This is a genomic window from Streptomyces sp. NPDC028907, from assembly GCF_055564995.1.
In genome coordinates, this window is sequence record NZ_JBVHVE010000003.1 from 559,535 (window position 1) to 583,765 (window position 24,231).

Below are 24,231 nucleotides of genomic sequence, written 5' to 3' on the forward strand. Positions count from 1 at the left end.
CATGTCCCGCGAGTTCCCCATCGGCCTCACCCCTCCCGACTGGCTGGTGCGGAACCTCCGAGCCCAGCCGGCCCCCGTCAACCGGCCCGCCGTGGTCCGCGCCGCCATCGCCATCGCGCTGCCGCTGGCCATCGGGCTGGCCGTCGACCGCCCCTTCTACGGCGCCCTCGCCTCGATGGGCGCGCTCAACGGCGTCATCAGCGACACCGCCGCCGCCTACCGCGTCCGTATCCCCACCATCGCGATCCCCCAGCTCTTCGGCGCCGTCGGCATCACCCTCGGCGCCGCGGTGTACGGCCACGGCTGGGTCGCCGTCGCGGCCGTCACCGGCGTGGCGCTGGTCTCCGGGATGATCTCGACGATCGGCGCGGTCGCCTCCGCGGCGGGCCTGGTGCTGCTGCTGACCAGCGTGGTCGGCGCGGGCCTTCCGATGCCGGGCGCCTGGTGGCTGGCGCCGCTGCTGATGTCCGGCGGCGGCCTGCTGGTCCTGCTCCTCGCCCTGCTCGCCTGGCCGCTCAGATCAGGGGTGCCGGAGCGGGAGGCGGTCGCGGACACCTACCGCAAGGTCGCCGAGCTGCTGGCGGCCGGAGGAGAGAGCGGACCCGGCGACACTCTGGCCTACGACGACGCCCGGCACGCCGTCACCCAGTCCCTGAACCAGTCGTACGACATCATCCTCGCCCACCGCGCCCGCCACCACGGCCGCAGCCCCGAACTGACCCGTCTGCTGGCCCAGTTGAACGCCATCACCCCGGTCGTGGAGGCCGCCCCCGCCGCCCGCCTCAGCGGCCGCCCCCTCCCGCCCGAGGTCCCGGAGGCCGTACGGCACCTGGCTTCCGCCGTGGAGACCGGCTACACCGGCCCGATAGGCCTGAAGCTCCCCACCCCGACCACCGAGACGGCCCGCGCGGTCGACCACGCCCTGCGCCACGCCGCCGAGGTCGTCACCAGCCCGGACGTCGACCCCCGCGGCATCGACGACCGCCTCGGCCGCCCGGCCGCACTGGGCAACCGTGCCGCCCGCGCCCTGCGGGGCGTCACTCTCTCCGCCGCCTCCTGGCGCTACGGCCTGCGCCTCGCCCTGTGCATCGGACTGGCCCAGGTCCTCGTCTCGATCATCCAGGTCCCCCGTTCCTACTGGGTCGCCCTCACCATCACCTTCGTCCTCAAGCCCGACTTCGGCTCCGTCTTCTCCCGCGCCCTGCTGCGCCCCCTCGGTACGGTCGCCGGGCTCGTCATCGCGGCGGCGGTGCTCGCGGAGGTGCCGCGCGGCTGGTGGGACGTACCCGTACTGTTCCTGCTCGCGCCCCTGGTCCCCGCGCTCACCCCACGCGGCTACGGCTACCAGACGGCCGCCATCACCCCCGTGATCCTGCTCCTCTCCGACGTCCTCAACCGCCAGGGGACCGCCCTGCTGCTGCCCCGCCTGGTCGACTCCCTCATGGGCTGCGCCATCGCCCTGATCGCCGGCTATCTCCTCTGGCCGGAGAGCTGGCACACCCGCGTCGGCGACCGCCTCGCCGACGCCGTGGAGGACACGGCCCGCTATGTGGAGGGCGCCTTCGGTCCCGGCGCCGTCGACCCCCCGGCCCGCGCCCGCATGCGCCGCCGCCTCTACCGCAACCTCTCCGCCATCCGCACCGAATTCCAACGCGCCCTGACCGAACCCCCGCCCACCGGCCGCCGCGCGGCCGCCTGGTGGCCCCTGGTCGTCGCCGTCGAACGCATCGTCGACGCCACGACAGCGGCCCGGGTGAGGGTGAAACACGGCTCGGCCCCACCGTCAGCGGCCGAGGTCACCCAGGTCGCCCTCCAGCTAAGGGAGTTGGCCGAGGGAGTACGAGAGGCCGAGACCCTCTACGCGGTCCGCACCGACCTCACCGGCCCGTCGGGCAGCGTCCTGGAGCCCCTACGCCAGGAGGTGGCGGCGGCCCGCTCCATCGCCTCCCCGCACTGAAACCCATCTGACGGCGTGGAGGACCGACTCGGCTCGCTCAGGCCCCGGGGGCCGGTGCCCTGCGCCATCCGGCTAAGCCTTGACTGGTGCGGCCGACCTGGCGGCCTGCTCGATCTTCGCGCAGTAGGCCGCACGGGCTTCCTCGTCGATCTGCTGCTCGTTCTCGGCGCGCACCCCGGTCCGGCCGTCGAGGCTCTCGCGCAGGATGTCGGCGTGCCCGGCATGCCGGATGGTCTCGCCGAGGACATGGACCGTGATGGCGAACAGGTTGGTGTTGGGACAAGGCTCCGGCCACCACGGCACGTGGCCGGGGGCGTCGAGGGAAAGCTCGTTGATCGTCGCGTCCGAGTGTGCCCACGTGCGCCGGTAGAACCCGGTGATCTGATCGCGGGTCTCGTCCTCGGCCGCCCACAGATCGCTGCCGTCGTAGTCCTGCCACCGGGGCAGCGGTTCCGGGGAAGGGCGGTCGAAGACCTCGCCGAAGTACCTGGCCTCGACGGTGGCCACGTGTTTGACCAGGCCGAGGAGGTTGGTCCCGGTCGCCGTCAGAGGTCTGCGGGCGTCGTATTCGGACAGGCCGTCGAGTTTCCAGAGCAGCGCTTCGCGGTCCCGCCGCAGTCTCCCGTGCAGGTTGTCCTTCGCGAATTTGTCGATCATGCGGCGTGAACCTTCCATGGGCTGTTCGTGGTCTCAAGATCCCGTACGTGGTCCGCAACGGGGACTGTCTTTCAGAGAGCAGGTCGGGACGGGGACCGGGGAGGTGGGCGGGTGCCAGGTGAGAATCCAGCCGGCGGTAAGCACCGCCGCGCCGCCTGCCAGAGCGATTGCGCCGCCTGTTCCGATGCCTGCGGCCACCGCGCCGAAGCAGGCCGGCCCGACGCCCTGCAGCGTCATGCTGCCGGAGCCGAGCAGACCGAAGGCCTGGCCCTGGCCATCCTGCGGCAGGGCGTTCAGGAACGGCCGTTGCAGGCCCAGACCGTAGGCCAATCCGAAGCCGCAGAGCAGCAGCAGGCAGGACGAGACGCCCACTCCGGGCTCGGCGGCGAAGCCGACCAGCGGCAGTCCCGTCAGCGCGGTCAACGGGACCACCAGCCGCTCCCGGGTGGGTGGCCGTAGCAGTCGACCCACCAGCAGGTCACCGACAAGCATGCCGACCGGCAGACAGCCCATCAGCACCGCGTACCAGCCGGGCGCGAAGTGGCGTCCTCCCGCGTAGGCGACGATCAGACCTTCCGCGCCCGTCACGAACGCGGGCGGTAGCCACTGGGCCAGCATCAGTCGTCGTACCGTGTGTCCGCGCAGCAGCAGGCCGGCACCGTGCAGGCTCGCCCGGACGGCCCCGCCATCGGCCCGAGCGCTGCCGGGTGTGCCGCCGAACTCTCCCGGCTCCAGCCGGGGTAGCCGGATGCGGACGGCGAGCGCGCAGCCGAGGTAGAGGGCGGCGCTCACCACGAGCGCCCGGTGCGGGCCCAGTACCGCGACGACCGCACCTCCCAGCGCCAGACCGAACAACTGCGCGCCGGAGGAGGCGATGTTGTTCAGTGAACGGCCCAGTACATAGGCGTCGCCCTTCAGCCACTGCGCGACCAGCCGACTCGACGCGCCGCCGAACACCGGTGTGGCGAGGGCGACCAGCGCCACGACACCGAGGCTTGCCGCGATCGGCATCCGCACCAGGGCGAGCAGCAGGGCGGCTGCGCACTCCAAGGCATGGCCGCCGGCGATGAGCGCGCGGGGCGGCAGTCGGTCGGCCAGTGAGCCCAGCAGCAGCGAGCCGAACAACTGCGGGAGAAAGCCGATGCCGAAGGCCAGTGCGCTCAACAGCGCGGAGCCGGTGGTCGCGAAGACCAGCACCGAGAACGTGGTGATCCGCACCGAGCCCGCGGTGATCGCGACGGCTCGGGTCGAGAAGAGCAGCCGGAATCGCGGCTCGGCCAGTACCTCCCGGTAGGTGGCACGGTGGTCGCCCTGCGCGGGTCCGGCGGTTGGGGTCATGACGCGCAGCCTCGCCGTGCGCCCACGCCACTCACCAATGATTCGTCGGTGGACGAATCGGAACAGACGTCCGGCGGTAGCATCGCAGAGTGCTCCGCTTCGAAGTCTCCGTCGAGGACCTGCTGCGCAGCCGCTTCGCACTGTCGCCCGCGATGGACCTCTGCTTATTGCTGCGCTCGCTCGCCGGCCAGGACCGGCCGCTGCCGCGAGCCTGGTCCACCCGGCTCCTGCCGGCCTTTGAACGGCTTCGCCGCGAGACCGAACTGGACGCCGTCCTCGCCCTGCACACCCCGCAATCCGGACCGGACTTCGTCGCCCCGCCCTCGCGCGGCCTCAACCAGACCTGGGCAGACGACCTGGCCATGATCCGGGCCACACCGCTGGAAGCGGCCCGCCACGAGATCGCCACCACCGCGACCGGCCCGTCCACCCATGATCCCCGCGTACGCGCGGTGCTGGACTCCACCGACGCCGTATCCAGGATCGCCGAGGCGATGGACCAGGCGTGGCACGAGCTGCTCGCCACGGACTGGCCGCAACTGCGCGCGATCTGTGAGCGCGATGTCGTGCACCGGGTGGGTGTGATCGGCGAACACGGATGGGCCACCACGATCGAGAGCCTGCACCCGAGCATCGCCTGGCGCGCCGGCGGCATCGAGATCGGCTTCTTCCCCTCAGTCGGAAACGTCCGCCTCGCCGGTGACGGACTGCTGCTGATCCCTTCGGTCTTCGTCGCGAATATCGCCGCCCACCTGGACAGCCCCTGGCCCCAGACCTTGGTCTATCGTGCCCGCGGCACCGCCGCCCTGTGGGGCGAACAGGAGACCGTCCCCCAACCGGACGCGCTGACCGCTCTGGTCGGCCGGGCCCGAGCGCGGCTGCTGTTGGCGTTGGACGCCCCGGCCAGTACCAGCCATCTCGCCCGAAGCCTCGCCATGGCACCCGGCGCGGTGGGAGACCACCTCGCCATCCTGCGAGGCGCGGGGCTGCTCGTCCGCGCCCGGTCCGGACGGTCGGTGCTCTACCGGCGCACCCCGCTCGGCGAGGCGCTGGTCGCCGGTTCGGGCTGAGAGCTCGGATCAGCACTGTTCTTTGAGGCGCCGCCATATGATCGCCCGGACAGCTCCCAGCTGGGCGGACCGTCCACAAAAAACGGCGCGGCCGCCCCGTGCAGGGGAGCGACCGCGCCATGTGGGGGGTGGAACCAAACAGCCCTACCGGCCGACCTTCTCCAGAGCCTTGTCCATCGCGACAGCGAACCCGTTGGCCCACAGCTGGTCCACGCGGGCCCTCTCGTTGGCGTCCGGGACGGAATTCGTGCAGGACGGACCAGGCCCGCCGCCCGACATCAGCTCACTGCACGGCCCCTCGTAGTGGTCCGGCAGCCCCAGCACATGCCCCGTCTCGTGCGCGGTGACGCGAGTCGAGTCGTACTCCTGGTTCTGCTGGTAGTCGAGGAAGATGTAGCCGTTGCCGTGACCGTCGGTCGAGGCGTAGGAACCGCGCGGGTCGTTGCCCTCGCGGTAGGTGAAGTCGGCGTTCGAGCCCTGCTGGAGCTTGACGTTGGACACGGCGCCGTTCCATATCTCGGTGCTGCGGGCTATCTGCGCGCTGAACGTCGGCGCCGAGGAGGCGTCGTAGGTGACGGTGACGGCGGCGGCGCTCGGGTTCGCGGCGCGCTTCTCGGCGACGGACTTCAGGACCGCCTCGAAGAACGCCCGACTGGCGTCGGACTCCGCGGACTTGGCGACGTAGCCGGCGTGGGCGGGAGCCGCCGTGGCCGGAGCTGCCGTACCGAGACCGAGAGCCGCGACACTGAGGCTGACTGCCACCGCCGTACGGGCGGACAGGGACATACGCATTGATGACTCCTAGGTGGGGGGTGAGTCGTCAAGGCGAGTGTCGGCGCCTGTGAGGCCGATGTGATGATGGCAATCGGTGATAGCCCCGCCCTATCGGGGCCCCAATTGGCAGGGATCCGGGGGGATTTGTGCGGCTGGTGAAACCTGTTGTTCCGCTTTAGTGTGCGAGGGCATGGACCTTGAGGTGAGACACCTCCGCGCGCTGTGCGCCATAGCGGACACCGGCAGTCTGCACCGGGCCGCACGCCAGTTGGGTGTCGCCCAGCCATCGCTCAGCACGCAACTGCGGCGCATCGAGCAGGAGCTGGGCGGCGCGCTGTTCGTACGCGCGAGAACCGGCTGCCGCCCCACCCCGCTGGGCCGTCTGGTCCTCAGCCGGGCCCGTCCGCTGGTGGCCGATATGCGTGCCCTGGTCGCGGAGGCGAGGGCGGCCGCGGTGGGCGGTGCGGAGCTGCGGGTCGGGTCGACGGCGAGCAAGGCCCTGGCGGGCTGGCTGCGCCGGCTGCGCGGCCACGGCCAGGATCCGACCCTGCACATGAACGTCTCCCCGAACGCCCTGCTGCGCATGGTCGCCGACGGCCAGCTGGACGTCGCCTTCGTGCACGAGGTGGAGGGCTGCCCGCTGCGGATCCCACCCGAACTTCGCCTGCGCGTGCTGATGGAGCGCGAGCCGCAGTTCGTGTCGCTGCCGACCGACCATCCGGCCGCGGCGAAGACGGAGGTCACCCTGCCCGACCTGGCCGACGACCGCTGGATGGTCGATCCGACGGTCGACGGGGAGTGGGACGCGGTGCAGCGGATGTTCCGCGCGGCCGGCGTCAGCCCCCACGTCCTGCACGGCGACTACTACACGGCGGACGCCCTGGTCGCCACCGGCGAGGTGGTCGCCGTCTGCCAGCCGACCCACGCCGACAGCCCCACGATGGCGGTACGGCGCCTGCACGGCGACCCCCTGGGCGTACGCCTGCTCCTCGCGGCCCGTACGGAGACGGACCTGGACGGGGTCTATCCCGCGCTGGAGGAGGCGTACTGGGAGGTGGCACGGCAGGCGCCGGCGTACCGGGAATGGCTGGAGCGGGAATGGCTGGAACCCGACGGCGAGCGGCAGCCGCCGGTCCCAGCACTCCCGTGATCAGTCTCCGTGACCGGTGTCCGTGGGGTCAGACGCCGATGTCGCAGCCGTCCTTGCGCCAGACGGCGACGACCGCCGGGCGGTTGATCTTCCCTTCCCCGTCCGGCCAGGCGCTCAGCGGCTTCTCGGCCGTCGCGCCGTCGATCTCGCCCGGGTGCTGCACGGAGACCAACACACGGCGGTCCTCAATCACCGGCCCGCAGGTCTCCGCACCGTTCGGCATCGTCAGGAACTGCTTCAGCTCACCACGGCGCTCACCGCGCGTAGCGACACCGAAGAGGCCGTCGTGCGAGCCGAGCTGGTTGCCGTCGGTGGAGATCCACAGGTTGCCGTACGAGTCGAAGGCGACGTTGTCCGGGCAGGAGATCGGGGAGACGTCCTCCTTCGGGAACCCGGCGAAGTAGGTCGCCGGGTCGTCCGGGTCGCCCGCGACCAGGAACAGCGTCCAGGCGAACTTCTTGCTGTCGGCGCGGTTCCAGCGCTCGGTCAGCTCCAGGACCTGGCCGTGCTTGTTGGCGTTGCGCGGGTTGGCCTCGTCGGCCTTGGCATTCGACCCGACACCGCGGTTGGTGTTGTTGGTGAGGGCGACGTACACCTTGCCGGTGTGCGGGTTGGGCTCGATGTCCTCGGGCCGGTCCATCTTCGTCGCGCCGACCTTGTCACCGGCGAGACGCGTGAACACGAACACCTCGTCCGCGGTCATCCCCTCCACGTGCGAGACGGCGCCGTCGGCGGTGGCGGTGGCCAGCGGGATCCACTCACCGCTGCCGTCGAACTCACCGTCGGCGGGAAGCCTGCCGGTGCCGTCGATCTCGATGGCGGGCGAGTCCCCGGTGAGCTTGGCGACGTAGAGCGTCCCCTCGTCGAGCAGGGAGAGGTTGTGCTCCCGCACGGCCCGGCTCGACCCCTTCCGCATCCGCTTGCTGCCGATGAACTTGTAGAAGTAGTCGAAGCGCTCGTCGTCACCGGAGTAGACGACGGGACGCCCGTCCTCGGTCAGCCGAACCGTGGCCCCCTCGTGCTTGAAGCGGCCGAGCGCGGTGTGCTTGCGCGGCTTGGAGGCGGGGTCGTACGGGTCGAGCTCGACGACGTACCCGAAGCGGTGCGGCTCGTTCGGCTCCTGCGCGACGTCGAACCGCTTGTCGAACCGCTCCCACTTACGCTCGCTCGCACCGGTCCCGAGCCCGTACCGCTTGTCGGTCGCACGGGTGGCGCCCGCGAAGTACTGGTTGAAGTTCTCCTCGCCGTGGAGCGTGGTGCCCCACGGGGTGACGCCACCGGAGCAGTTGTTGAGCGTGCCGAGGACCTTGGTGCCAGTCGGGTCGGCGGAGGTCTTGAGCAGGTCGGACCCGGCGGCGGGCCCGGTGACCTCGAACTCGCTGGTGGCGGTGACGCGGCGGTTGAGCGGATGCCGGGGCACGGCGGTCAGCTTCCCGCTCCTGCGGTCCCCCTCGACCACGACGGCGGAGAGCCCGTGAGCGGCCCAGGCGACCTCGACCTGCTGCTTGGTCGGGTTGTCGGCGTCGTACTCGCGGAACATGAGCACTTCATCGGTGTACTCGTGATTGGCGACGAGAACCTGCCGGTGGCGCTCACCAGGCAGCGGAAGCAGCGCGAGGAAGTCATTGTTGTAGCCGAACTGCTTCGCCTGGGCCTCGGCGGTCTGGTTCTCCGGGTCGAACGCGGGGGCGCCCCGCAGGATGGGCTCGCCCCAGCGGATGACGATGTTCTGCGCGTAACCGTCCGGAATCGTCACGGTATCGGCGGTGTTCGGCGCGACGGGGTTGAAGCGCAGACCGCGCGCACCCCGGGAGGACCCGGTCCTTTCGGACACCCCGGCGGCCTCGGCGGCATCCGCCTTCGGCGCGGCCACGGTGACAGTGCCGCTCACGGCGGCGGCCGCGGTGACGACGGCGGCGGCGCGCAGCGTGGTGCGGCGGCTGACGGCTTCGGTGATGACGTCACCGACGTACGGGTTCGTGGTGGTGTTGGGCACCTCGTGGAAACACGCGTCACCACACCGGAACCGGCAGGTCAGGGCGGCCCGCCCGCCCGGGTGCGAGTCGCTGTTCGTTCTGATGATCGGCAACGGAATGCGCATGGTGTCTTGTTCTCCCCTTGCTTCCCCTTGAGTGCAGCGTGGGGGACGCTAGGGGCACGTCTGTGCGGGAGCGGGGCGACCGCATGAACTAAAAGTGAACCAGAGGTAGCGGTACCGAAGTTGGGCACCGTCCCGGACTCGGCGTGATGAGCCCTTGACGGACAAGGGGCTCAGGTGCCAGCCCCTCCCCAAGATCGCCATCCGGGGCCGCTAACCTTACGTGTCCGTCCTGGCCAGGGATCTACGGGCATCAACTCATGCGAAGGGTTGCGCACATGGGCATTCTCACTCTCCTGCGGAACGCGTTCGGCCGGTCACGCAAGGGGCGTACCGCCGAAGCAGAGGGTGCGACGACGCCTTCGCCGGAACCCCGGCCGACGGTCCCGTCCCCGACCCCGGAACCCCAGCCGACCCCGACGGCCCAGGTCCCGGAACCCCGAAGCGCGGACCGTCCGGCCCCGGAGGCCGTCAAGACCACCGAGAACACCGAGCCGCAGTCCGCTCAGGACAACTCGGACGAAGAGCACGAGCTGGTCTCGGCCGCCTTCGACAACGTGACGGTCCCGAAGTCGGAAGAGCCGGCGGCGGGAGAGTTGGCGGCGGAAGAGCGGGTGGCTGAAGAGCGGGTGGCTGAAGAGCCGGTGGCTGAAGAGCCGGTGGCTGAGGAGCCGGTGGCTGAGGCGCCTGTGGCGACTGAGGAGCCGGTGGTCGAGGAGCCGGCCGCGGTGGAGCCGGTCACCGAGGAAACGATCCCGGAGACACCTGCCGTCGACGAGCCGACGGTCGAGGAGCCGGTGGCTGAGGCGCCTGTGGCGGCTGAGAAGCCGGTGGTCGAGGAGCCGGCCGCGGTGGAGCCGGTCACCGAGACGCCGGTTGCCGAGGAGCCGGCGGTCGTAGAGCCGGTTGCCGAGGAGGAGCCGGTCGAGGCGGAGCCGGTGGCCGAGGAGCCCGCGGCGGAGCCCGAGCCCGCGGCCGCCGACGGCGAGGACGCCCCACAGGGGCCACCCGCGGTCGACGACGAGACCAGCACGGGTGGTGCGGGTGGGAACGCCCAGGCCGAAGGCAAAGCCGAGGCCGAACCGACGCCCCAGCCGGAGGCCCCCGCGGTCGACGACGAGACCAGCACGGGTGGTGCGGGTGGGAACACCCAGGCCGAAGGCGAAGCCGAGGCCGAACCGACACCCCAGCCGGAGGCCACCCCGCCCGCCCTCGCCCTCGCGAAGGCCGGCCTCACCACCGCCCGCGCCAAGGTCTACCTCGTCCTGGACCGCTCCGCGAGCATGCGCCCCTACTACAAGGACGGCTCAGCCCAGGCACTCGCCGACCAGACCCTCGCCCTCGCCGAGCACCTGGACCCCGACGCCCCGAACCACTCCCTCCACGTCGTCTTCTTCTCCACCGAGGTCGACGGCACGACCGACCTCACCCCGGCCTCCTCCGAGACCGCCGTCGACGACGCACACGCGGGCCTCGGCCGTATGGGCCGCACCAGCTACCACGCCGCCGTGGAAGCCGTCCTCGCCCACTACGACAAGAACGCCACCCCCGGCACCCCCGCCCTCGTCGTCTTCCAGACCGACGGCGCCCCCGACGCGAAGACCCCCGCCACCCAGGCCCTCACGAACGCCGCGAAGTCCCACCCCGCCGTCTTCTTCTCCTTCATCGCGTTCGGCGACCACGACAACAAGGCCTTCGACTACCTCCGCAAGCTGAAGACCGACAACACGGCCTTCTTCCACGCGGGCCCGACCCCCCTGGAGCTCACGGACGCGGAGCTCTACGACGGCGTACTGATCGACTGGCGCCCGTAACTCTCGTAGATCACCACCGCGAGGCAAACCCGAAGATCACCACTGAAGATCACCAGGCCGCCCCTTCCCACCCCTCAAAAACGGGAAGCGGGCGGCCCACCCATGTCGGCTACGATTTCAAGGTTCGCAAGACAGAAAACAAGCCCCCGAACACCGACCTGGGAGCAGCCCCGCGATGGCTCGACACCTCATCACCAGCGCCCTTCCGTACATCAACGGAATCAAGCACCTGGGCAACATGGTGGGGTCCATGCTCCCGGCGGACGTGTACTCCAGGTACCTCCGACAGCGCGGCCACGACGTCCTCTACATCTGCGCGACGGACGAGCACGGCACCCCGGCCGAGCTGGCCGCCAAGGAGCAGGGCCTCCCGGTGGACGAATTCTGCGCGCAGGCACACGACGCGCAGAAGGCGGTCTACGACGGCTTCGCACTGGCGTTCGACTACTTCGGCCGGAGTTCCTCCCCCCAGAACGTCGAGATCACCCAGCACTTCGCCCGCAAGCTGCACGAGAACGGCTTCATCGAGGAGCGGGCGATCCGCCAGGTCTACAGCCCGGCCGACGGCCGTTTCCTCCCGGACCGCTACGTCGAGGGCACCTGCCCGCACTGCGGCTACGACAAGGCCCGCGGCGACCAGTGCGAGAACTGCACCCGCGTACTCGACCCGACCGACCTGATCAACCCGCGCTCGGCGATCTCCGGCTCCACCGACCTGGAGGTCCGCGAGACCAAGCACCTCTTCCTCCTCCAGTCCAAGCTCCAGAACGAGGTCAAGGAGTGGGTCGCCCGCCACGACGGCGTGTGGCCGCACTTGGCGTCCTCCATCGCCCACAAGTGGCTGACCGAGGGCCTGCACGACCGGGCGATCACCCGTGACCTGGACTGGGGCGTGCCCGTCCCGGCGGACACGTGGCCGGAGCTGGCGGCCGAGGGCAAGGTCTTCTACGTCTGGTTCGACGCCCCGATCGAGTACCTCGGCTCGACGAAGGAGTGGTCGGACCAGGACCCGGAGAACCGCGACTGGAAGTCGTGGTGGTACGACGTCGACACCGACGTCCGCTACACGCAGTTCATGGCGAAGGACAACGTCCCGTTCCACACGGTGATGTTCCCGGCCACCGAGCTCGGCATCCGCGAGCCCTGGAAGAAGGTCGACTTCGTCAAGGCCTTCAACTGGCTGACGTACTACGGCGGAAAGTTCTCCACCTCCCAGAAGCGCGGTGTCTTCACCGACCAGGCCCTGGAGATCCTCCCCGCCGACTACTGGCGCTACTTCCTGATCGCCAACGCCCCCGAGTCGGACGACTCGTCCTTCACCTGGGAGCACTTCACGGCGACGGTGAACAAGGACCTCGCCGACACCCTCGGCAACTTCGTCAACCGCGTCCTGTCCTTCTCCAAGAAGCGCTTCGGCGAGGAGGTCCCGGCGGGCGCCGAGGCCGGCGAGGCGGAGGCGAGGCTCGGCGAGGAGATCGCGCGGCTGCTCGCGGAGTACGAGGAGCACATGGAGGCCCTCCAGTTCCGCAAGGCCGCGGCGGCGCTGCGCGCCCTGTGGTCCGCGGGCAACTCCTACCTGGAGGAGAAGGCCCCCTGGCTGGAGATCAAGACCGACAAGGACGCCGCCGCGCTCACCCTGCGTACGGCGATGAACCTGATCCACCTCTACGCGGTGGTCTCGGAGCCGTTCATCCCGACGTCGGCGGCCGCCATGCGCCAGGCCTTCGCCCTCAGCGACGACACGGCCACCTGGGTGAGCGCGGACGAGGCCCGCTCCCTCACGTCCGTCCCCGCCGGCACCCCCTTCACCGTCCCCCCGGTCCTCTTCGCCAAGCTGACGGACGACGACCTGGAGGCGTACAAGGAGCGCTTCGGCGGCGAGGCGGCGTAAGGGAGCCCGCAAGCTTGTGAAGGCCGTCGCCGGGGCAGTGGGCCGACGCCGTGGGTCGATCTACTTCAGAACCCCGGCGCCGGTCGTCCCCGCCAGCTCCGTCGCCAGGTTCTTCGCCGACGTCTGCAGCCCGGCCGTGAGCGTCGGCTTCCAGTTCACCGTCGTCTTGATCTTCTTCGAGCTCGCGGCGTTGTAGGCGGCCACGAGGTCGGTCGAGGTGCCGTTGACGAGGTTGCCGCTGCCGGCGATCGAGCCGGTGCCGTCGCCGCTCAGGAGCTTGGCGACCTTGGCGCCGGACGCGACCTTCCAGGCGTTGTGCTGGGCTACGACCTGGGCCTTGGCGCGGGAGTCGATGCTGTACTTCGGCGTGTAGCCGTTGAGCGTCGTCGTGTCGTACAGGTTGTTGTAGAGGTGGATCTGGCCGATCCGGGCCAGCGGGGCCCGCTGCACGATGCCCTTCCACACGTTGTGGTGGAGGGTGACGCGCAGCTTGCCGGTGCTGTCGCTGTCGCTGCTGCCGATCAGCATCGTCTTGTCGTGGCAGTCGAAGAGATTGCGCTCGACGGTCACCAGGTCGGAGCCGTTGGTGATGTCGAGGGCGCCGTCGTGGATCTGGTACTTGCGGCCGAAGTACGTCTTCAACGACTTGTCGAAGGTCGGGGCGTCCGTGAACGTGTTGTGGTCGGCCCAGACGTTCGTCGCCCCGCGCAGGGTGACCGAGTCGTAGCTCGAGTTCCACTCGCCGGCCGAGCCGTCCGTGGGGTCCCACTGCGGGAAGCAGTCCTCGGTGGCGGAGAAGGTGAGGTTGCGGACGATGACGTTCCTGACGTTCTGCACCTGGAGGCTGCCGCCCTTGATGCCGGCCTTGGTGCCGGGGACGCCCACGATGGTGGTGTTGGACGGCACCCGGAAGACGATGTTCTTCTTCTGCTTGCCGGCGGCGGCCTTGCGGGCGTTCTCCTGGCTGCCCGACGGCGCCTTCTTGCCGTAGGTGGCCGGGTCGTAGGCCTTCAGGTAGGCGGAGAGCGAGTAGCCGGTGCCCGAGGCGTAGTCGGCGCAGGTCAGCTTCTTGCCGGCGTCGCTGGTGTTGGCGTCGATGGTGCCCTTGATCTTGATGATCCGGGGCGTGGTGTCGGAGACCGAGCCCAGTGCCTTCACGAGCTGGGCACGGGTGCTGACGGTGAAGGTGTGCGCGGAGTCGGCCTTCGCGCCGCCCGTCGTACCGGAGCCGGAGGCCGCCCAGCCGTCCTTCGCGGGCAGGGACTGGTGGTACAGGTCGACCGTGCCGGCGTTCGCGTTCAGCACGAGGACACCGGCACCCACGCCGGCGGCCGCCACGGCGGCGGTGACGACGAGGGTGCGGCGCCCGCGGAGGGAACGGCGGTGGGAAGGGCTGTGGGCGGAGCGGGGGGTGGGGCGGTGCGAAGGGGATGCCACGAATGAGTCCTTACGTGCTTCGGTGAGGCTCGCGCGCCGGCGAGCGGGCCCGGCTGAGCGGGCTTCCGACTCGTTCGTGGTCACGGAGATCGGAAAGGTTGCCGTGAATTTCTTGACTGAACAGTGGTCAAGTCGCGGACATCACGGGGATGTTGCCCATTGGGTTGGCATCGATCGCCCCCCGCCGCCACCATGTCCCCCTTCACAACCGTATGGTTTCCGCCATGGCAGTCCCTGAGGTCATCCCGATCGCCTACGAGCCGCACGGTCGTACCGAGGCGATCGGCTGTTATGCGGACGGGCAGTTCATGGGGTCGGTCACCTACGCATTCCCCAAGGGGTTCGACCTCGACACCGGCTGGGAAGAGCACAAACGTCTCTATTCGGTCCTGCACACCTTCGACTCCGAGGGCAGGTACCGCGAGTCGGAGATCTGGTGCGCCGGCACCTGGGCCGAGCAGCAGCGCGCTCCGCACGGCCCCGACTCGGTGCTGGCCCGTGCCCGGGCCCACCTCGCGACCCGGCTGCGCAGCCTCCCCCGCCGTACGTACACGGACATCGCGGTCCGGCCCTTCCAACTCACCGTCGACGGTGTGCTGTTCGGCCTCGTGACCGGGGACGACGAGGGCGAGGCGTGGGCCGAGCTCCATCCGGACAACCTGGGTTTCGGGGCGCCCTGGGACGGTTCGTACGACACCTGATCGTTTACGCCCCTATGCCTGACCGCCCCCGAGCGGCTATACATTGCGAAGATCACGCAAGGCCGTCAGTTGGCCGCCAAAGGCCATCGAGTGGGGGGATCCATCCATGGCGCTCTTCGGAAACGCGCACACCGTCGACCCGGGCCAGGCTCAGCAGGACTTCGCCCGGCTGCTGGGCCACGGTGAGCAGGTACACGCGGCGTATCTGCTGATACGGGACACCATCCTGTTCACCGACCGCCGCCTCATCCTGGTCGACAAGCAGGGCATCACCGGCAAGAAGGTGGAGTACCACTCCATCCCCTACCGCAGCATCACGCACTTCGCGGTGGAGACGGCCGGCACCTTCGATCTGGACGCCGAGCTGAAGATCTGGCTCTCGGGCTCGGCGACGCCGATCGAGAAGACGTTCACCAAGGGTGTGGACATCTACGAGGTGCAGGCGATCCTGACGCAGTTCGTGGCTAAGTAGGGACCGTTGTTCGCTCTCCCCGTCGTCAGGCGGCTTGGCCGAGCGCCAGAGCGCCGACGACGGGGGCGGCGTAGACGAGCGGGTACGGGATGTGCGCGTACCAGCGGGCCCTGGCCACGGTCACGGCGGCGCCGGCGAAGTAGACCACCAGCCCGGTCCCGGCCAGCACCCCGATGACCGGTACGAACAGCCCGACCACCAGCCCGACGGCACCCGCGCCCTTGGCCAGCCCGAGCCAGGTCCACCACGAGCGGGGAACCCGGTAGTCGGTGAGCGCCCGCACGATCCACTCGGCGCGCATCAGCAGCACGACGGCCGAGAAACCGGCCATCACAGCGGCCAGGACAGTGACGACTACGTGTGCGACGTTCATGGTGGGCTCCTCGGCGTGCGCGGTCGGGTACGACGGTGTCTTTGTCATCCGTCACAGGGCTGACGCCGGGCATCGGGCGAGTGTGACAGCCAGGGGGGTGGCTTTCGGGTACGCCGAACGGACGGCATGTTGGCCGCACGTCCCTCCGTGCGGGACCGCGATAATCGGGCCCACCATGCTTCCCCCGCCCCGCGACCTCCCGTCCGACGTCCTCGCCGTCGGCGCCCGCTACCCGCTCGTCCTGGCCGGCGACTGCGCGGCCCGGGCGCACGGCCTGACCACCCGGCACGTGCGGTCGGTGGAGCTGGCGACCGAGCACCCCGAGCCCATGGACCAGATCGCGGCCATGGTCCGCCACGGCCTGACGGAACGCGGGTGGCGGGTACGTCCCCTGGAGGCCGACCCGCTCTCCGCCCGGCTGCTCGTCACGGACCCCGACACGGGTGAGGAACGCGCCGTCGACCTGCTGAAGGAGACCTTCTGGCGGCCCCCGGTGACGACCGGCCTCGGCCCGGCCCTGTCCCTGGAGGACCTCATCGGCACGAAGGTCCGGGCCCTCACCGACCGCGGCGCCGGACGCGACCTCATCGACGTCCACGTGGCCGCTGCCCACTGGAGCTACCCCGACCTGGAGGAACTCGGCCGCCGCCACGCCTGGGACGACCTCGACCTGGCGGACCTCCAGTCCCGCCTGGAGGCCACGGAGCTGCTGGACGACCGGGAGTTCGTCGCCGGCGGCCTGGCCCCGGAGTCGGTACCGGCGCTCCGCCGGTGGGCCCGGGCGTGGGCGGACGACATCGCGGAACGACTGCTGGAGGAGGAGGCGCTCAGGCCTCCGGCGGACGGGGACGAGTGACGGCCGCGGTACCGGCGCCGGTGCCGGTGCAGGTGCCGGTGCCGGTGCCGGTGCAGGTGCCGGTGCCGGTGCAGGTGCCGGTCACGATGTACGCAGTCGCCGAGCCGCCCAGGAAGATCGCGCTCGCCCGAGGATCAGGATCCGGTGTTCGTGGCCTCCGGGTCGACGCCCATGGTGATCGTGGCGACGACGCCCTTGGCGATGGCGTTCCTCTTGTACTTCAGCTTCAGCAGACCGCCCTCGGTCCCGTTGTCCGGGTAGATGGTGTCCTCGTCCAGCGTGGTGCGCGTGGTCGTGTTGGTGGAGTACGGCTCCACCTCGGCGGACGCCAGCACGCTCGCCTCGTCGAAGAACAGCTGCCCGGTGTGGCAGGTGTCGCCGCCCTCGTAACCGGCGTCCGTCCAGGTGCCGTTCACATGCACCTTGGTGTGGATGTGCACACAGCGACCCTGGTACCAGCCCGGGAAGACCGTCCGGAAGACCACCTGGCCGTTCCGGTCCGTCCGCCACGTGCCGCGCAGATACCGCTCGTCGTCCGTCGGCTCCTCGTGGCCGCCGCCTCCGCCACCCGGCTCGCCCGAGGGCGTGCCGGACGGGGGCTCGCCCGACGGCTCGCCCGTCGGCTCACCCGACGGCGGAGTACCGCCTCCGCCGCCCCCGCCGCTGCCCATCGCCTCATAGCCCGAGTACACGCCCAGCGCGTTGCAGTGCCAGATGTCGACCGCGGCGTTCCTGACCGGCTTGCAGGTCTCGGAGTCGATCACCTTCAGGCGCAGGGTGAGCGGGATGCCCTCCTGGTCCTCGGTCACGTCCTGGCGGAGCTTGTCCGCGTCGATGTAGTAAGGGCCCTCGGTCGTCTCGGAGGTCAGCCGGTAGCAGACCTCACGGCTCGACGAGCTGCTCGACGCGGTGGCGCCCGCGGCAGCGGAGCCCTTCGTCTCGCCGGCGAACGCGCCCGCCGCGAGCGTGCCGCCCACGCCCACCGCCGCGGCTGCTCCCGCACCGGCCACGACGACCTTGCGACGCGTGAGGTCCCGCTTGTGTTTCGGCCCTTCGGCCGTGTGGTTTCCCGTCATGGGCAGTGAAGTTAGGGACGGCGCCTGTCAGGAGCATGGGTAAGAGCTGGGCAAGAGCCCTGCATGAGCGCCGTGAACGAAAGTGGGTCGGAACCGACGCCGGTTCCGAGCCACTTCACCAAGTGCCGTCCGCTGTTGCCTACTTCGGCTGCGGCTTGCGCACCGTCAGGTGCAGCTCCTTCAGCCGCGCCTCCTCCAGCTCCGTCGGCGCGCCCATCATCAGGTCCTGGGCGTTGCCGTTGAGCGGGAAGGCGATGGTCTCGCGGATGTTCGGCTCGTCGGCGAGGAGCATGACGATACGGTCCACACCCGGGGCGATACCGCCGTGCGGCGGGGCGCCGAAGCGGAAGGCGCGGAGCATACCGGCGAACTTCTCCTCGACGGTCTCGCGGTCGTAGCCCGCGATCTCGAAGGCCTTCAGCATGATCTCCGGCTCGTGGTTCCGGATCGCCCCGGAGGACAGCTCGACGCCGTTGCAGACGATGTCGTACTGCCAGCCCAGGATGTCCAGCGGGTCCTGGGTCTGAAGGGCCTCCAGACCGCCTTGCGGCATCGAGAACGGGTTGTGCGAGAAGTCGATGGCGCCGGTGTCCTCGTCCTTCTCGTACATCGGGAAGTCGACGATCCAGCAGAACCGGAAGACGCCCTCCTCGAAGTGCCCGGCTCGCTTGGCGGCCTCGACCCGCACCGCGCCCATGATCTTCGAGACCTCGTCGAACTCGCCCGCGCCGAAGAACACGGCGTGACCGGCGGCCAGCGACAGGCGCTTGGTCAGCTCGGCGACGTTCTCCTCGGTGAGGAACTTCGCGATCGGGCCGGAGAGCGAACCGTCCTCGGCGACACGGACCCAGGCCAGGCCCTTCGCGCCCTGCGAGACCGCGAAGTCACCGAGCTGGTCGAAGAACTTCCGGGGCTGCGCCGAGACGTCCGGCACCGGCAGCGCACGCACGTGCTTGCCGGCGAACGCCTTGAACTCGGAGCCCTCGAAGATGTCGGTGATGTCGACGAGTTCGAGCTGGGCGCGCAGGTCCGGCTTGTCGGATCCGTACTTCAGCATCGCCTCGCGGAACGGGATCCGCGGGAAGGGCGAGGTGACGTGGCGGCCGTTGCCGAACTCCTCGAACAGCTCGGTCATCAGCTTCTCGACGGGCTGGAAGACGTCCTCCTGCTCGACGAAGCTCATCTCGATGTCGAGCTGGTAGAACTCGCCCGGCGAGCGGTCCGCGCGCGCGTCCTCGTCACGGAAACAGGGCGCGATCTGGAAGTAGCGGTCGAAGCCGGAGATCATCAGCAGCTGCTTGAACTGCTGCGGCGCCTGCGGCAGGGCGTAGAACTTGCCCGGGTTCAGGCGGGAGGGGACCACGAAGTCACGCGCGCCCTCGGGGGAGGTGGCGGACAGGATCGGGGTCGCCATCTCGTTGAAGCCGAGCGCCGTCATCTTGTGCCGGATCGCCGAGATGACCGACGTACGCAGCAGGATGTTCTTGTGCATGCGCTCGCGGCGCAGGTCCAGGAAGCGGTACTCCAGGCGCCGCTCCTCGTTGACCCCGTCCTCGGTGTTGATCGTGAACGGCAACGGGGCGGCCGCGCCGAGCAGCTCGACCTCGCCGACCTCGACCTCGACCTCACCGGTGGGCAGCTCGGGGTTGACGTTCTCGGCGCCGCGGGAGACGACCTTGCCGTCGACGCGGACCGTCGACTCCTTGGTCAGCTTGTCGAGGGCCTCGTACGCGGGCGTGCCGGGACGGGCGACGAGCTGCGTGATGCCGTAGTGGTCGCGCAGATCGATGAAGAGGATGCCGCCCAGGTCGCGCCGATTGTGCAGCCAGCCACTCAGTCGGACGTCGGTGCCGACGTCAGAGGAGCGGAGCTCGCCGCAGGTGTGGGACCTGTACCGATGCATCGTCGTTCATCCAGTCTTCGCGGATCGAGGGGCGTGTTTCACGTGAAACTTCCCCCAAGCCTACCGGGGACCCCAAGATCGCCTCCCCACCATTTCGCCGCGCCCGCGAGCCCACCCGCACCCCCGCCCGACCGGATGCCCCATACAGCTTCGGTGGCAGTCTGCGATCACCTGTTCTTAAAGTAGGGCAATGCGCACTGGTGAGCCCCTGCCCGCCGTGGGGGAGGTTCTCGCCGCCCTCGCGACCGGACTGTGGCACTGGAACACCGCCACGGGACTGGTCACGGTCGACGCGGAGGCGGCACGGCTGCTGGGGCTGCCCGCGGAGCGGGCCACCCTCAGCCAGGCCCAGGTGCGCGCCCGTCTGCACCCGGTCGACTGGAACGAGATCAGCGGGGTGATCCAGCTCGCCGTCGCCGAGGGCACGCTGGGCGAGGCGCGGGTGCGGATCATGGACGAGCGGGGCCGGGTCATCCGGGTCGGCCGCAGCCGCTTCCACGCCTCCTTCGACCGTGAGAAACGGTCGTACGAGGTGACCGGCTCCCTCCAGGAGGTCACCGAACCGACGCCGGGGACCCCCGCAGGGCGTACGGCGGTCACGGGTGACTGGCGGCGTTCGCGGGAGGCGTTCCTGCTGGACGCGGGCCGGGCGCTGGCCGAGGCGCGGTCGACGGAGGAGGTGCTGCGGGTCGCGGCCGGTCTGTCGATGCCGGGCTTCTCCCCGGACGGCCTCGCCGTGTTCGGGGTGACGGGCGATCGCCTGACGATCATCGGCCACCACGGCCAGCAGCCCGGCGACGAGGGCCCCTTCTCGCACATGGCCCTGGCCACCGACTATCCGGCCGCCGAAGTGGTCCGCACCGGTCGTGCCGTGTACCTGTCCACGCCCGAGCAGTACAAGGGCCGCTACCCGGTCACCTGGCCGCTCGCCGCGCACTTCAACCGGCAGTCCTGGGCGTTCCTGCCGCTGACCGTGGCCGGCCGCACGATGGGCGCCTGGATGGCCGCCTTCACCTACCCGGTGGCGTTCACGCCCGACGAACGGTCCGTGCTGACGACGGTCGCCCGCATGCTCGCCCAGGCCCTGTCTCGCGCCGAGGCCGCCGAGTCCGCGCGGGAGCTCACGGACGGCCTCCAGCGCTCGATGCTGCCGCAGCTCGGCCCCGAGATACCGGGCATGAGCGTCGCGGCCCGCTATGTGCCGACCGGGGGCGGACTCCAGGTCGGCGGCGACTGGTACGACATGATCCCGCTGCCCAACGGCCGGTTCGCCCTGGTCATCGGGGACGTCCAGGGCCATGACGTACGGGCGGCGGGCCTGATGGGCCAGCTCCGGATCGCGCTGCGCGCCTACGCCTCCGAGGGCCACCGCCCGGACGCCGTCCTCTCCCGCGCCTCCCGCTTCCTGCACGGCATGACGTTCGGCGCCCTCGACGAGGACCCGTCCGAACTGCGTTTCGCGACCTGCCTGTACGTGGAGGTCGACCCCACGACCGGCTTGCTGGACATCGCCCGCGCCGGGCATCCGGACCCGGCGATCCGCATGGCCGACGGCACGGTGCTGGCCCGCCCGACGGCCGGCGGCCTCCCGCTCGGCATCGACCCGGACGCCGACTATCCGACCACCCGGATCACCCTGGAACCCGGCGAGACCATGCTGATCTGCACGGACGGCCTGATCGAGACCGGCGGCCACGATCTGGAGACCGGCTGGAAGCGTATCCGCGCCATCCTGGAGGACCACGACGGCGACCTGGAGGCCCTCGCCGACGCCCTCGTCCAGGCCGTCCACGGCCCCTCCTCCCACCACACCACCGGCCCGCTGGCCGACCGGCGCGAGGACGACATAGCGGTCCTGCTGCTGCGCCGGGAGGGGGAGGGCTGCGGCTGCGGCGACACGGTCGCCGTGCGGCCCACGATCCGGCGCACCATGCTCACGGTCGCGCAGGACGAGCCGGAGCGGGTCGCGGTGGCCCGTCAGCAACTGCGGGAGCTGCTGCACGACTGGACCTCCGAGGACCAGGTGGACTCGGCGGTCCTGCTGCTGTCCGAGATGCTGACCAACGTTCTCGTCCACACCGACGCCGACGCCCTGCTCCTGGCCGAGGTGCGCGGCGCCTCGGGCGACCGCCGGATCCGCGTCGAGGTCACGGACACCAGCGACGACCTGCCCCACAAGCGCCGCCCCGGTGAACTGGCGTCCTCCGGCCGGGGCCTGATCCTCATCGAGATGCTGGCCCAGGCGTGGGGCGTGGACCCGCGGGGCGAGGGCAAGAGCATCTGGTTCGAGCTCTACGAGGCGGACGGCGCCGTGGGGCTCGGGGGTGCGGAAGGCCCGGGTGACGCCGGGGGCCCGGGGGGTTCCGGGCGCTCCGGGGCGGCGTAGCGCTCCCTGAGTTCGTTGACGACGCCGAAGGCGGCGGCGGTCAGCGGAACGGCGAGCAGCATGCCGAGGATGCCGGCCACGGAGGCCCCGGCGGTGATCGCCACCATGACGACGGCGGGGTGCATCTGCACGGTCCGGCTCTGGATCATCGGCGTCAGCACATGCCCTTCCAGGACCTGTACGGCGAGCACGACGGCCAGCACCCACAGCGCGATCACGAACCCCCGGTCGGCGAGCGCGACCAGCATCGCGACCGCCCCCGAGAGGAAGGCGCCGAGATAGGGGATGTACGCCCCGACGAAGACCAGCGCGCCGAGCCCGACCGCGCCCGGCACGTCGAGGACCAGCAGGCCGACGGTGATGCAGACGGCGTCGATCAGCGCCACGAAGGTGGTCCCCCGCATGAACCCCTCCACGGCCCGGAACGCCCGCCGGGCCACGGCCTCCACGAGGTCCCCGCCGGTGCCCGGGACGAGCGACCGCAGGGTGCCCGCGGCCCGGTCGGAGTCCCGCAGGAAGAAGAAGACCAGCAGCAGCGCGAGTACGGCCATGGCGATGGTCTCGCCCACGACGCTGACCCCGCTGAGGACACCGGAGGCGGCCGTGCCGCCGAACTTGGCGAGCAGCTCGCGGGCGTTGGAGGCCACGTCGTCCAGCGAGGTGCCGGCTGCCCCGAAGTGCTCGGCGAGATCCTCGGCCGCCTGCTTGAGAGCCGCGACGATCTCGTCGCCGGTGTCGACGACCGCGGCGACGACGATGTACACGGCCCCGCCGACGACGGCCACGACGGCGACGCAGGTGAGCCCGGCGGCGACGGACCGGTTGACCTTGGCCCGCACGAGCCGTCGGTGCAGCGGCCGGAGCAGGGCCGTCCCGAGCAGCGCGAGCAGCACGGGCACGACCGCCGTACGGAACTCCACGGCCAGTCGGATCCCGACGTAGACGACCCCGGCCACGAGCAACACGACGACACACCAGGCGGCGAGCCGCCGGACGGGGTCGGGGAGCAGCGGGGTGGGGGCCTGCACGGTTCCAGCGGATCACGGGCGGGGCGGCGCTGTCGTGCGCGGGCGGACCGGGCGGGTGACGGTGCGCGAAGGCCCGGAGCCGCGGCACAGGGCGGCGGCTCCGGGCCTCGGGCGTAGGAGGTCAGGCCTCGGACGGGCCGCCCCCCGTCATGCCGTGCACCGCCGGGATCGTCCCCAGCCGGCCCTTCTGGAAGTCGTCGAAGGCCTGCTGGAGTTCCTCACGGGTGTTCATGACGAACGGGCCGTAGTGGGCCATCGGCTCCCGGATCGGCTGCCCGCCCAGGAGGACGACCTCCAGGTCCGGCGTGTGGGAGTCCTGCTTCTCGTCGGCGCGTACGGTCAGCGAACCGCCCTCGCCGAAGACCGCCGTCTGGCCCAGCTGGACCGGGCGGCGCTCCGCACCCACCGTGCCGCGGCCCGCGAGGACGTACGCGAGGCCGTTGAAGTCCTCGCGCCAGGGCAGGGTGATCTCCGCGCCCGGGGCGAGGGTCGCGTGGATCATCGTGATCGGGGTGTGGGTGATGCCGGGGCCCTGGTGGCCGTCCAGCTCGCCCGCGATGACGCGCAGCAGCGCGCCGCCGTCGGGGGAGGTGAGCAGCTGGACGTGGCCGCCGCGGATGTCCTGGTAGCGCGGCGCCATCATCTTGTCCCTGGCCGGGAGGTTCACCCACAGCTGGAGGCCGTGGAACAACCCGCCGGACATGACGAGGGACTCCGGCGGCGCCTCGATGTGCAGCAGGCCCGAGCCCGCCGTCATCCACTGGGTGTCGCCGTTGGTGATGGTTCCGCCACCGCCGTTGGAGTCCTGGTGGTCGAAGATCCCGTCGATGATGTAGGTGACGGTCTCGAAGCCGCGGTGCGGATGCCAGGGGGTGCCCTTGGGCTCGCCCGGCGCGTAGTCCACCTCGCCCATCTGGTCCATCATGATGAACGGGTCCAGATGGCGGTAGTTGATCCCGGCGAACGCACGGCGCACCGGGAAGCCCTCACCCTCGAAACCGCTCGGCGCGGTCGTGACGGCGAGCACGGGACGAGCCACTGCCTCCGCGGGCGCGGCGACACGGGGCAGCGTCAGCGGGTTCTCGACGGTCACTGCAGGCATGTCGGTACCTCCTTGTGCGGCCAGTTTAGTTGAGCATTGAACTTCTTGCCACCCTCAACGGGAACGCCCCGCAGGACATTCCCTCCGGGCACAGCAGAAGGCCGGCACCCGCGCGGGGTGCCGGCCTCCGTCACAAGGACCTGGTTTC

At 70.5% G+C, this 24,231-nt stretch carries 19 protein-coding genes; 9 read left to right on the forward strand and 10 right to left on the reverse strand.

What is annotated here, in order from left to right; all coding sequences use genetic code 11:
* The first annotated feature begins 1 nt into the window (after position 1).
* Positions 2-1,957, forward strand: a complete 1,956-nt coding sequence (locus ACZ4UU_RS11680) for an FUSC family protein (protein WP_468038812.1) — start codon at positions 2-4, stop codon at positions 1,955-1,957.
* A gap of 72 nt (positions 1,958-2,029) precedes the next feature.
* Here ACZ4UU_RS11680 and ACZ4UU_RS11685 read toward each other — a convergent pair whose 3' ends face one another.
* Positions 2,030-2,614: a DinB family protein gene (locus tag ACZ4UU_RS11685; protein WP_468038814.1), complete on the reverse strand. Its 585-nt coding sequence runs from the start codon at positions 2,612-2,614 to the stop codon at positions 2,030-2,032.
* Positions 2,615-2,647: 33 nt separating this feature from the next.
* The gene (locus ACZ4UU_RS11690; RefSeq protein ID WP_468038816.1) at positions 2,648-3,952 is read right to left on the reverse strand and encodes an MFS transporter; all 1,305 of its coding nucleotides are present in this window, start codon (positions 3,950-3,952) and stop codon (positions 2,648-2,650) included.
* 89 nt (positions 3,953-4,041) lie between these two features.
* On the opposite strand from ACZ4UU_RS11690, the gene ACZ4UU_RS11695 reads away from it, so the two are divergent.
* Positions 4,042-5,022, forward strand: a complete 981-nt coding sequence (locus tag ACZ4UU_RS11695) for a winged helix-turn-helix domain-containing protein (RefSeq protein ID WP_468038818.1) — start codon at positions 4,042-4,044, stop codon at positions 5,020-5,022.
* A 144-nt stretch (positions 5,023-5,166) separates the two neighbouring features.
* Here ACZ4UU_RS11695 and snpA read toward each other — a convergent pair whose 3' ends face one another.
* Positions 5,167-5,814 (reverse strand): snapalysin, encoded by a 648-nt coding sequence (gene snpA, locus ACZ4UU_RS11700; RefSeq protein WP_468038820.1) that lies wholly within the window; start codon positions 5,812-5,814, stop codon positions 5,167-5,169.
* Between the two features lie 172 nt (positions 5,815-5,986).
* Here snpA and ACZ4UU_RS11705 point away from each other — a divergent pair, with 172 nt between their 5' ends.
* Complete coding sequence (locus ACZ4UU_RS11705; protein ID WP_468038822.1) at positions 5,987-6,946, forward strand: LysR family transcriptional regulator; 960 nt, start codon at positions 5,987-5,989, stop codon at positions 6,944-6,946.
* Between the two features lie 28 nt (positions 6,947-6,974).
* Here ACZ4UU_RS11705 and ACZ4UU_RS11710 read toward each other — a convergent pair whose 3' ends face one another.
* Complete coding sequence (locus ACZ4UU_RS11710; protein WP_468038824.1) at positions 6,975-9,047, reverse strand: PhoX family protein; 2,073 nt, start codon at positions 9,045-9,047, stop codon at positions 6,975-6,977.
* 275 nt (positions 9,048-9,322) lie between these two features.
* Here ACZ4UU_RS11710 and ACZ4UU_RS11715 point away from each other — a divergent pair, with 275 nt between their 5' ends.
* Both ACZ4UU_RS11715 and metG read left to right on the forward strand, forming a co-directional pair.
* On the forward strand, positions 9,323-10,858 hold the full coding sequence (locus ACZ4UU_RS11715) for a VWA domain-containing protein (protein ID WP_468038826.1): 1,536 nt from the start codon (positions 9,323-9,325) through the stop codon (positions 10,856-10,858).
* Between the two features lie 175 nt (positions 10,859-11,033).
* On the forward strand, positions 11,034-12,749 hold the full coding sequence (metG, locus tag ACZ4UU_RS11720) for a methionine--tRNA ligase (protein ID WP_468038828.1): 1,716 nt from the start codon (positions 11,034-11,036) through the stop codon (positions 12,747-12,749).
* Between the two features lie 60 nt (positions 12,750-12,809).
* Here metG and ACZ4UU_RS11725 read toward each other — a convergent pair whose 3' ends face one another.
* Positions 12,810-14,186, reverse strand: coding sequence for a pectate lyase family protein (locus ACZ4UU_RS11725; RefSeq protein WP_468038829.1), 1,377 nt, complete (start codon positions 14,184-14,186; stop codon positions 12,810-12,812).
* A 224-nt stretch (positions 14,187-14,410) separates the two neighbouring features.
* Between ACZ4UU_RS11725 and ACZ4UU_RS11730 the strand changes: the two genes are divergently transcribed.
* Positions 14,411-14,887: a hypothetical protein gene (locus tag ACZ4UU_RS11730; RefSeq protein WP_468038830.1), complete on the forward strand. Its 477-nt coding sequence runs from the start codon at positions 14,411-14,413 to the stop codon at positions 14,885-14,887.
* A gap of 106 nt (positions 14,888-14,993) precedes the next feature.
* Positions 14,994-15,359, forward strand: coding sequence for a PH domain-containing protein (locus tag ACZ4UU_RS11735; protein ID WP_468038832.1), 366 nt, complete (start codon positions 14,994-14,996; stop codon positions 15,357-15,359).
* A 25-nt stretch (positions 15,360-15,384) separates the two neighbouring features.
* On the opposite strand, the gene ACZ4UU_RS11740 is transcribed toward ACZ4UU_RS11735, so the two are convergent.
* Positions 15,385-15,732, reverse strand: coding sequence for a DoxX family protein (locus tag ACZ4UU_RS11740; protein WP_468038834.1), 348 nt, complete (start codon positions 15,730-15,732; stop codon positions 15,385-15,387).
* A 175-nt stretch (positions 15,733-15,907) separates the two neighbouring features.
* Here ACZ4UU_RS11740 and ACZ4UU_RS11745 point away from each other — a divergent pair, with 175 nt between their 5' ends.
* Positions 15,908-16,588: a nucleotidyl transferase AbiEii/AbiGii toxin family protein gene (locus tag ACZ4UU_RS11745; protein ID WP_468038836.1), complete on the forward strand. Its 681-nt coding sequence runs from the start codon at positions 15,908-15,910 to the stop codon at positions 16,586-16,588.
* Positions 16,589-16,722: 134 nt separating this feature from the next.
* On the opposite strand, the gene ACZ4UU_RS11750 is transcribed toward ACZ4UU_RS11745, so the two are convergent.
* Positions 16,723-17,664 (reverse strand): intradiol ring-cleavage dioxygenase, encoded by a 942-nt coding sequence (locus ACZ4UU_RS11750; RefSeq protein ID WP_468038838.1) that lies wholly within the window; start codon positions 17,662-17,664, stop codon positions 16,723-16,725.
* 139 nt (positions 17,665-17,803) lie between these two features.
* The gene (aspS, locus tag ACZ4UU_RS11755) at positions 17,804-19,567 is read right to left on the reverse strand and encodes an aspartate--tRNA ligase (RefSeq protein WP_468038840.1); all 1,764 of its coding nucleotides are present in this window, start codon (positions 19,565-19,567) and stop codon (positions 17,804-17,806) included.
* 190 nt (positions 19,568-19,757) lie between these two features.
* Between aspS and ACZ4UU_RS11760 the strand changes: the two genes are divergently transcribed.
* Positions 19,758-21,953, forward strand: a complete 2,196-nt coding sequence (locus ACZ4UU_RS11760) for a SpoIIE family protein phosphatase (protein WP_468038842.1) — start codon at positions 19,758-19,760, stop codon at positions 21,951-21,953.
* On the opposite strand, the gene ACZ4UU_RS11765 is transcribed toward ACZ4UU_RS11760, so the two are convergent.
* Together ACZ4UU_RS11765 and ACZ4UU_RS11770 are read right to left on the reverse strand one after the other, a co-directional pair.
* Complete coding sequence (locus tag ACZ4UU_RS11765; RefSeq protein WP_468038843.1) at positions 21,860-22,981, reverse strand: AI-2E family transporter; 1,122 nt, start codon at positions 22,979-22,981, stop codon at positions 21,860-21,862. The two genes, ACZ4UU_RS11760 and ACZ4UU_RS11765, sit on opposite strands and share 94 nt — an antisense overlap.
* 121 nt (positions 22,982-23,102) lie before the next feature.
* Positions 23,103-24,083, reverse strand: coding sequence for a pirin family protein (locus ACZ4UU_RS11770; protein WP_468038845.1), 981 nt, complete (start codon positions 24,081-24,083; stop codon positions 23,103-23,105).
* Positions 24,084-24,231 lie beyond the last annotated feature (148 nt).

Excerpts from the sequence above, each read along its gene's own strand:
- ACZ4UU_RS11680 (WP_468038812.1), top strand. The coding sequence starts at position 2 with ATGTCCCGCGAGTTCCCCATCGGCCTCACCCCTCCCGACTGGCTGGTG.
- ACZ4UU_RS11685 (WP_468038814.1), bottom strand. The coding sequence starts at position 2,614 with ATGATCGACAAATTCGCGAAGGACAACCTGCACGGGAGACTGCGGCGG.
- ACZ4UU_RS11690 (WP_468038816.1), bottom strand. The coding sequence starts at position 3,952 with ATGACCCCAACCGCCGGACCCGCGCAGGGCGACCACCGTGCCACCTAC.
- snpA (WP_468038820.1), bottom strand. The coding sequence starts at position 5,814 with ATGCGTATGTCCCTGTCCGCCCGTACGGCGGTGGCAGTCAGCCTCAGT.
- ACZ4UU_RS11705 (WP_468038822.1), top strand. The coding sequence starts at position 5,987 with ATGGACCTTGAGGTGAGACACCTCCGCGCGCTGTGCGCCATAGCGGAC.
- ACZ4UU_RS11710 (WP_468038824.1), bottom strand. The coding sequence starts at position 9,047 with ATGCGCATTCCGTTGCCGATCATCAGAACGAACAGCGACTCGCACCCG.
- ACZ4UU_RS11715 (WP_468038826.1), top strand. The coding sequence starts at position 9,323 with ATGGGCATTCTCACTCTCCTGCGGAACGCGTTCGGCCGGTCACGCAAG.
- metG (WP_468038828.1), top strand. The coding sequence starts at position 11,034 with ATGGCTCGACACCTCATCACCAGCGCCCTTCCGTACATCAACGGAATC.
- ACZ4UU_RS11730 (WP_468038830.1), top strand. The coding sequence starts at position 14,411 with ATGGCAGTCCCTGAGGTCATCCCGATCGCCTACGAGCCGCACGGTCGT.
- ACZ4UU_RS11735 (WP_468038832.1), top strand. The coding sequence starts at position 14,994 with ATGGCGCTCTTCGGAAACGCGCACACCGTCGACCCGGGCCAGGCTCAG.
- ACZ4UU_RS11740 (WP_468038834.1), bottom strand. The coding sequence starts at position 15,732 with ATGAACGTCGCACACGTAGTCGTCACTGTCCTGGCCGCTGTGATGGCC.
- ACZ4UU_RS11745 (WP_468038836.1), top strand. The coding sequence starts at position 15,908 with ATGCTTCCCCCGCCCCGCGACCTCCCGTCCGACGTCCTCGCCGTCGGC.
- ACZ4UU_RS11750 (WP_468038838.1), bottom strand. The coding sequence starts at position 17,664 with ATGACGGGAAACCACACGGCCGAAGGGCCGAAACACAAGCGGGACCTC.
- aspS (WP_468038840.1), bottom strand. The coding sequence starts at position 19,567 with ATGCATCGGTACAGGTCCCACACCTGCGGCGAGCTCCGCTCCTCTGAC.
- ACZ4UU_RS11760 (WP_468038842.1), top strand. The coding sequence starts at position 19,758 with ATGCGCACTGGTGAGCCCCTGCCCGCCGTGGGGGAGGTTCTCGCCGCC.
- ACZ4UU_RS11770 (WP_468038845.1), bottom strand. The coding sequence starts at position 24,083 with ATGCCTGCAGTGACCGTCGAGAACCCGCTGACGCTGCCCCGTGTCGCC.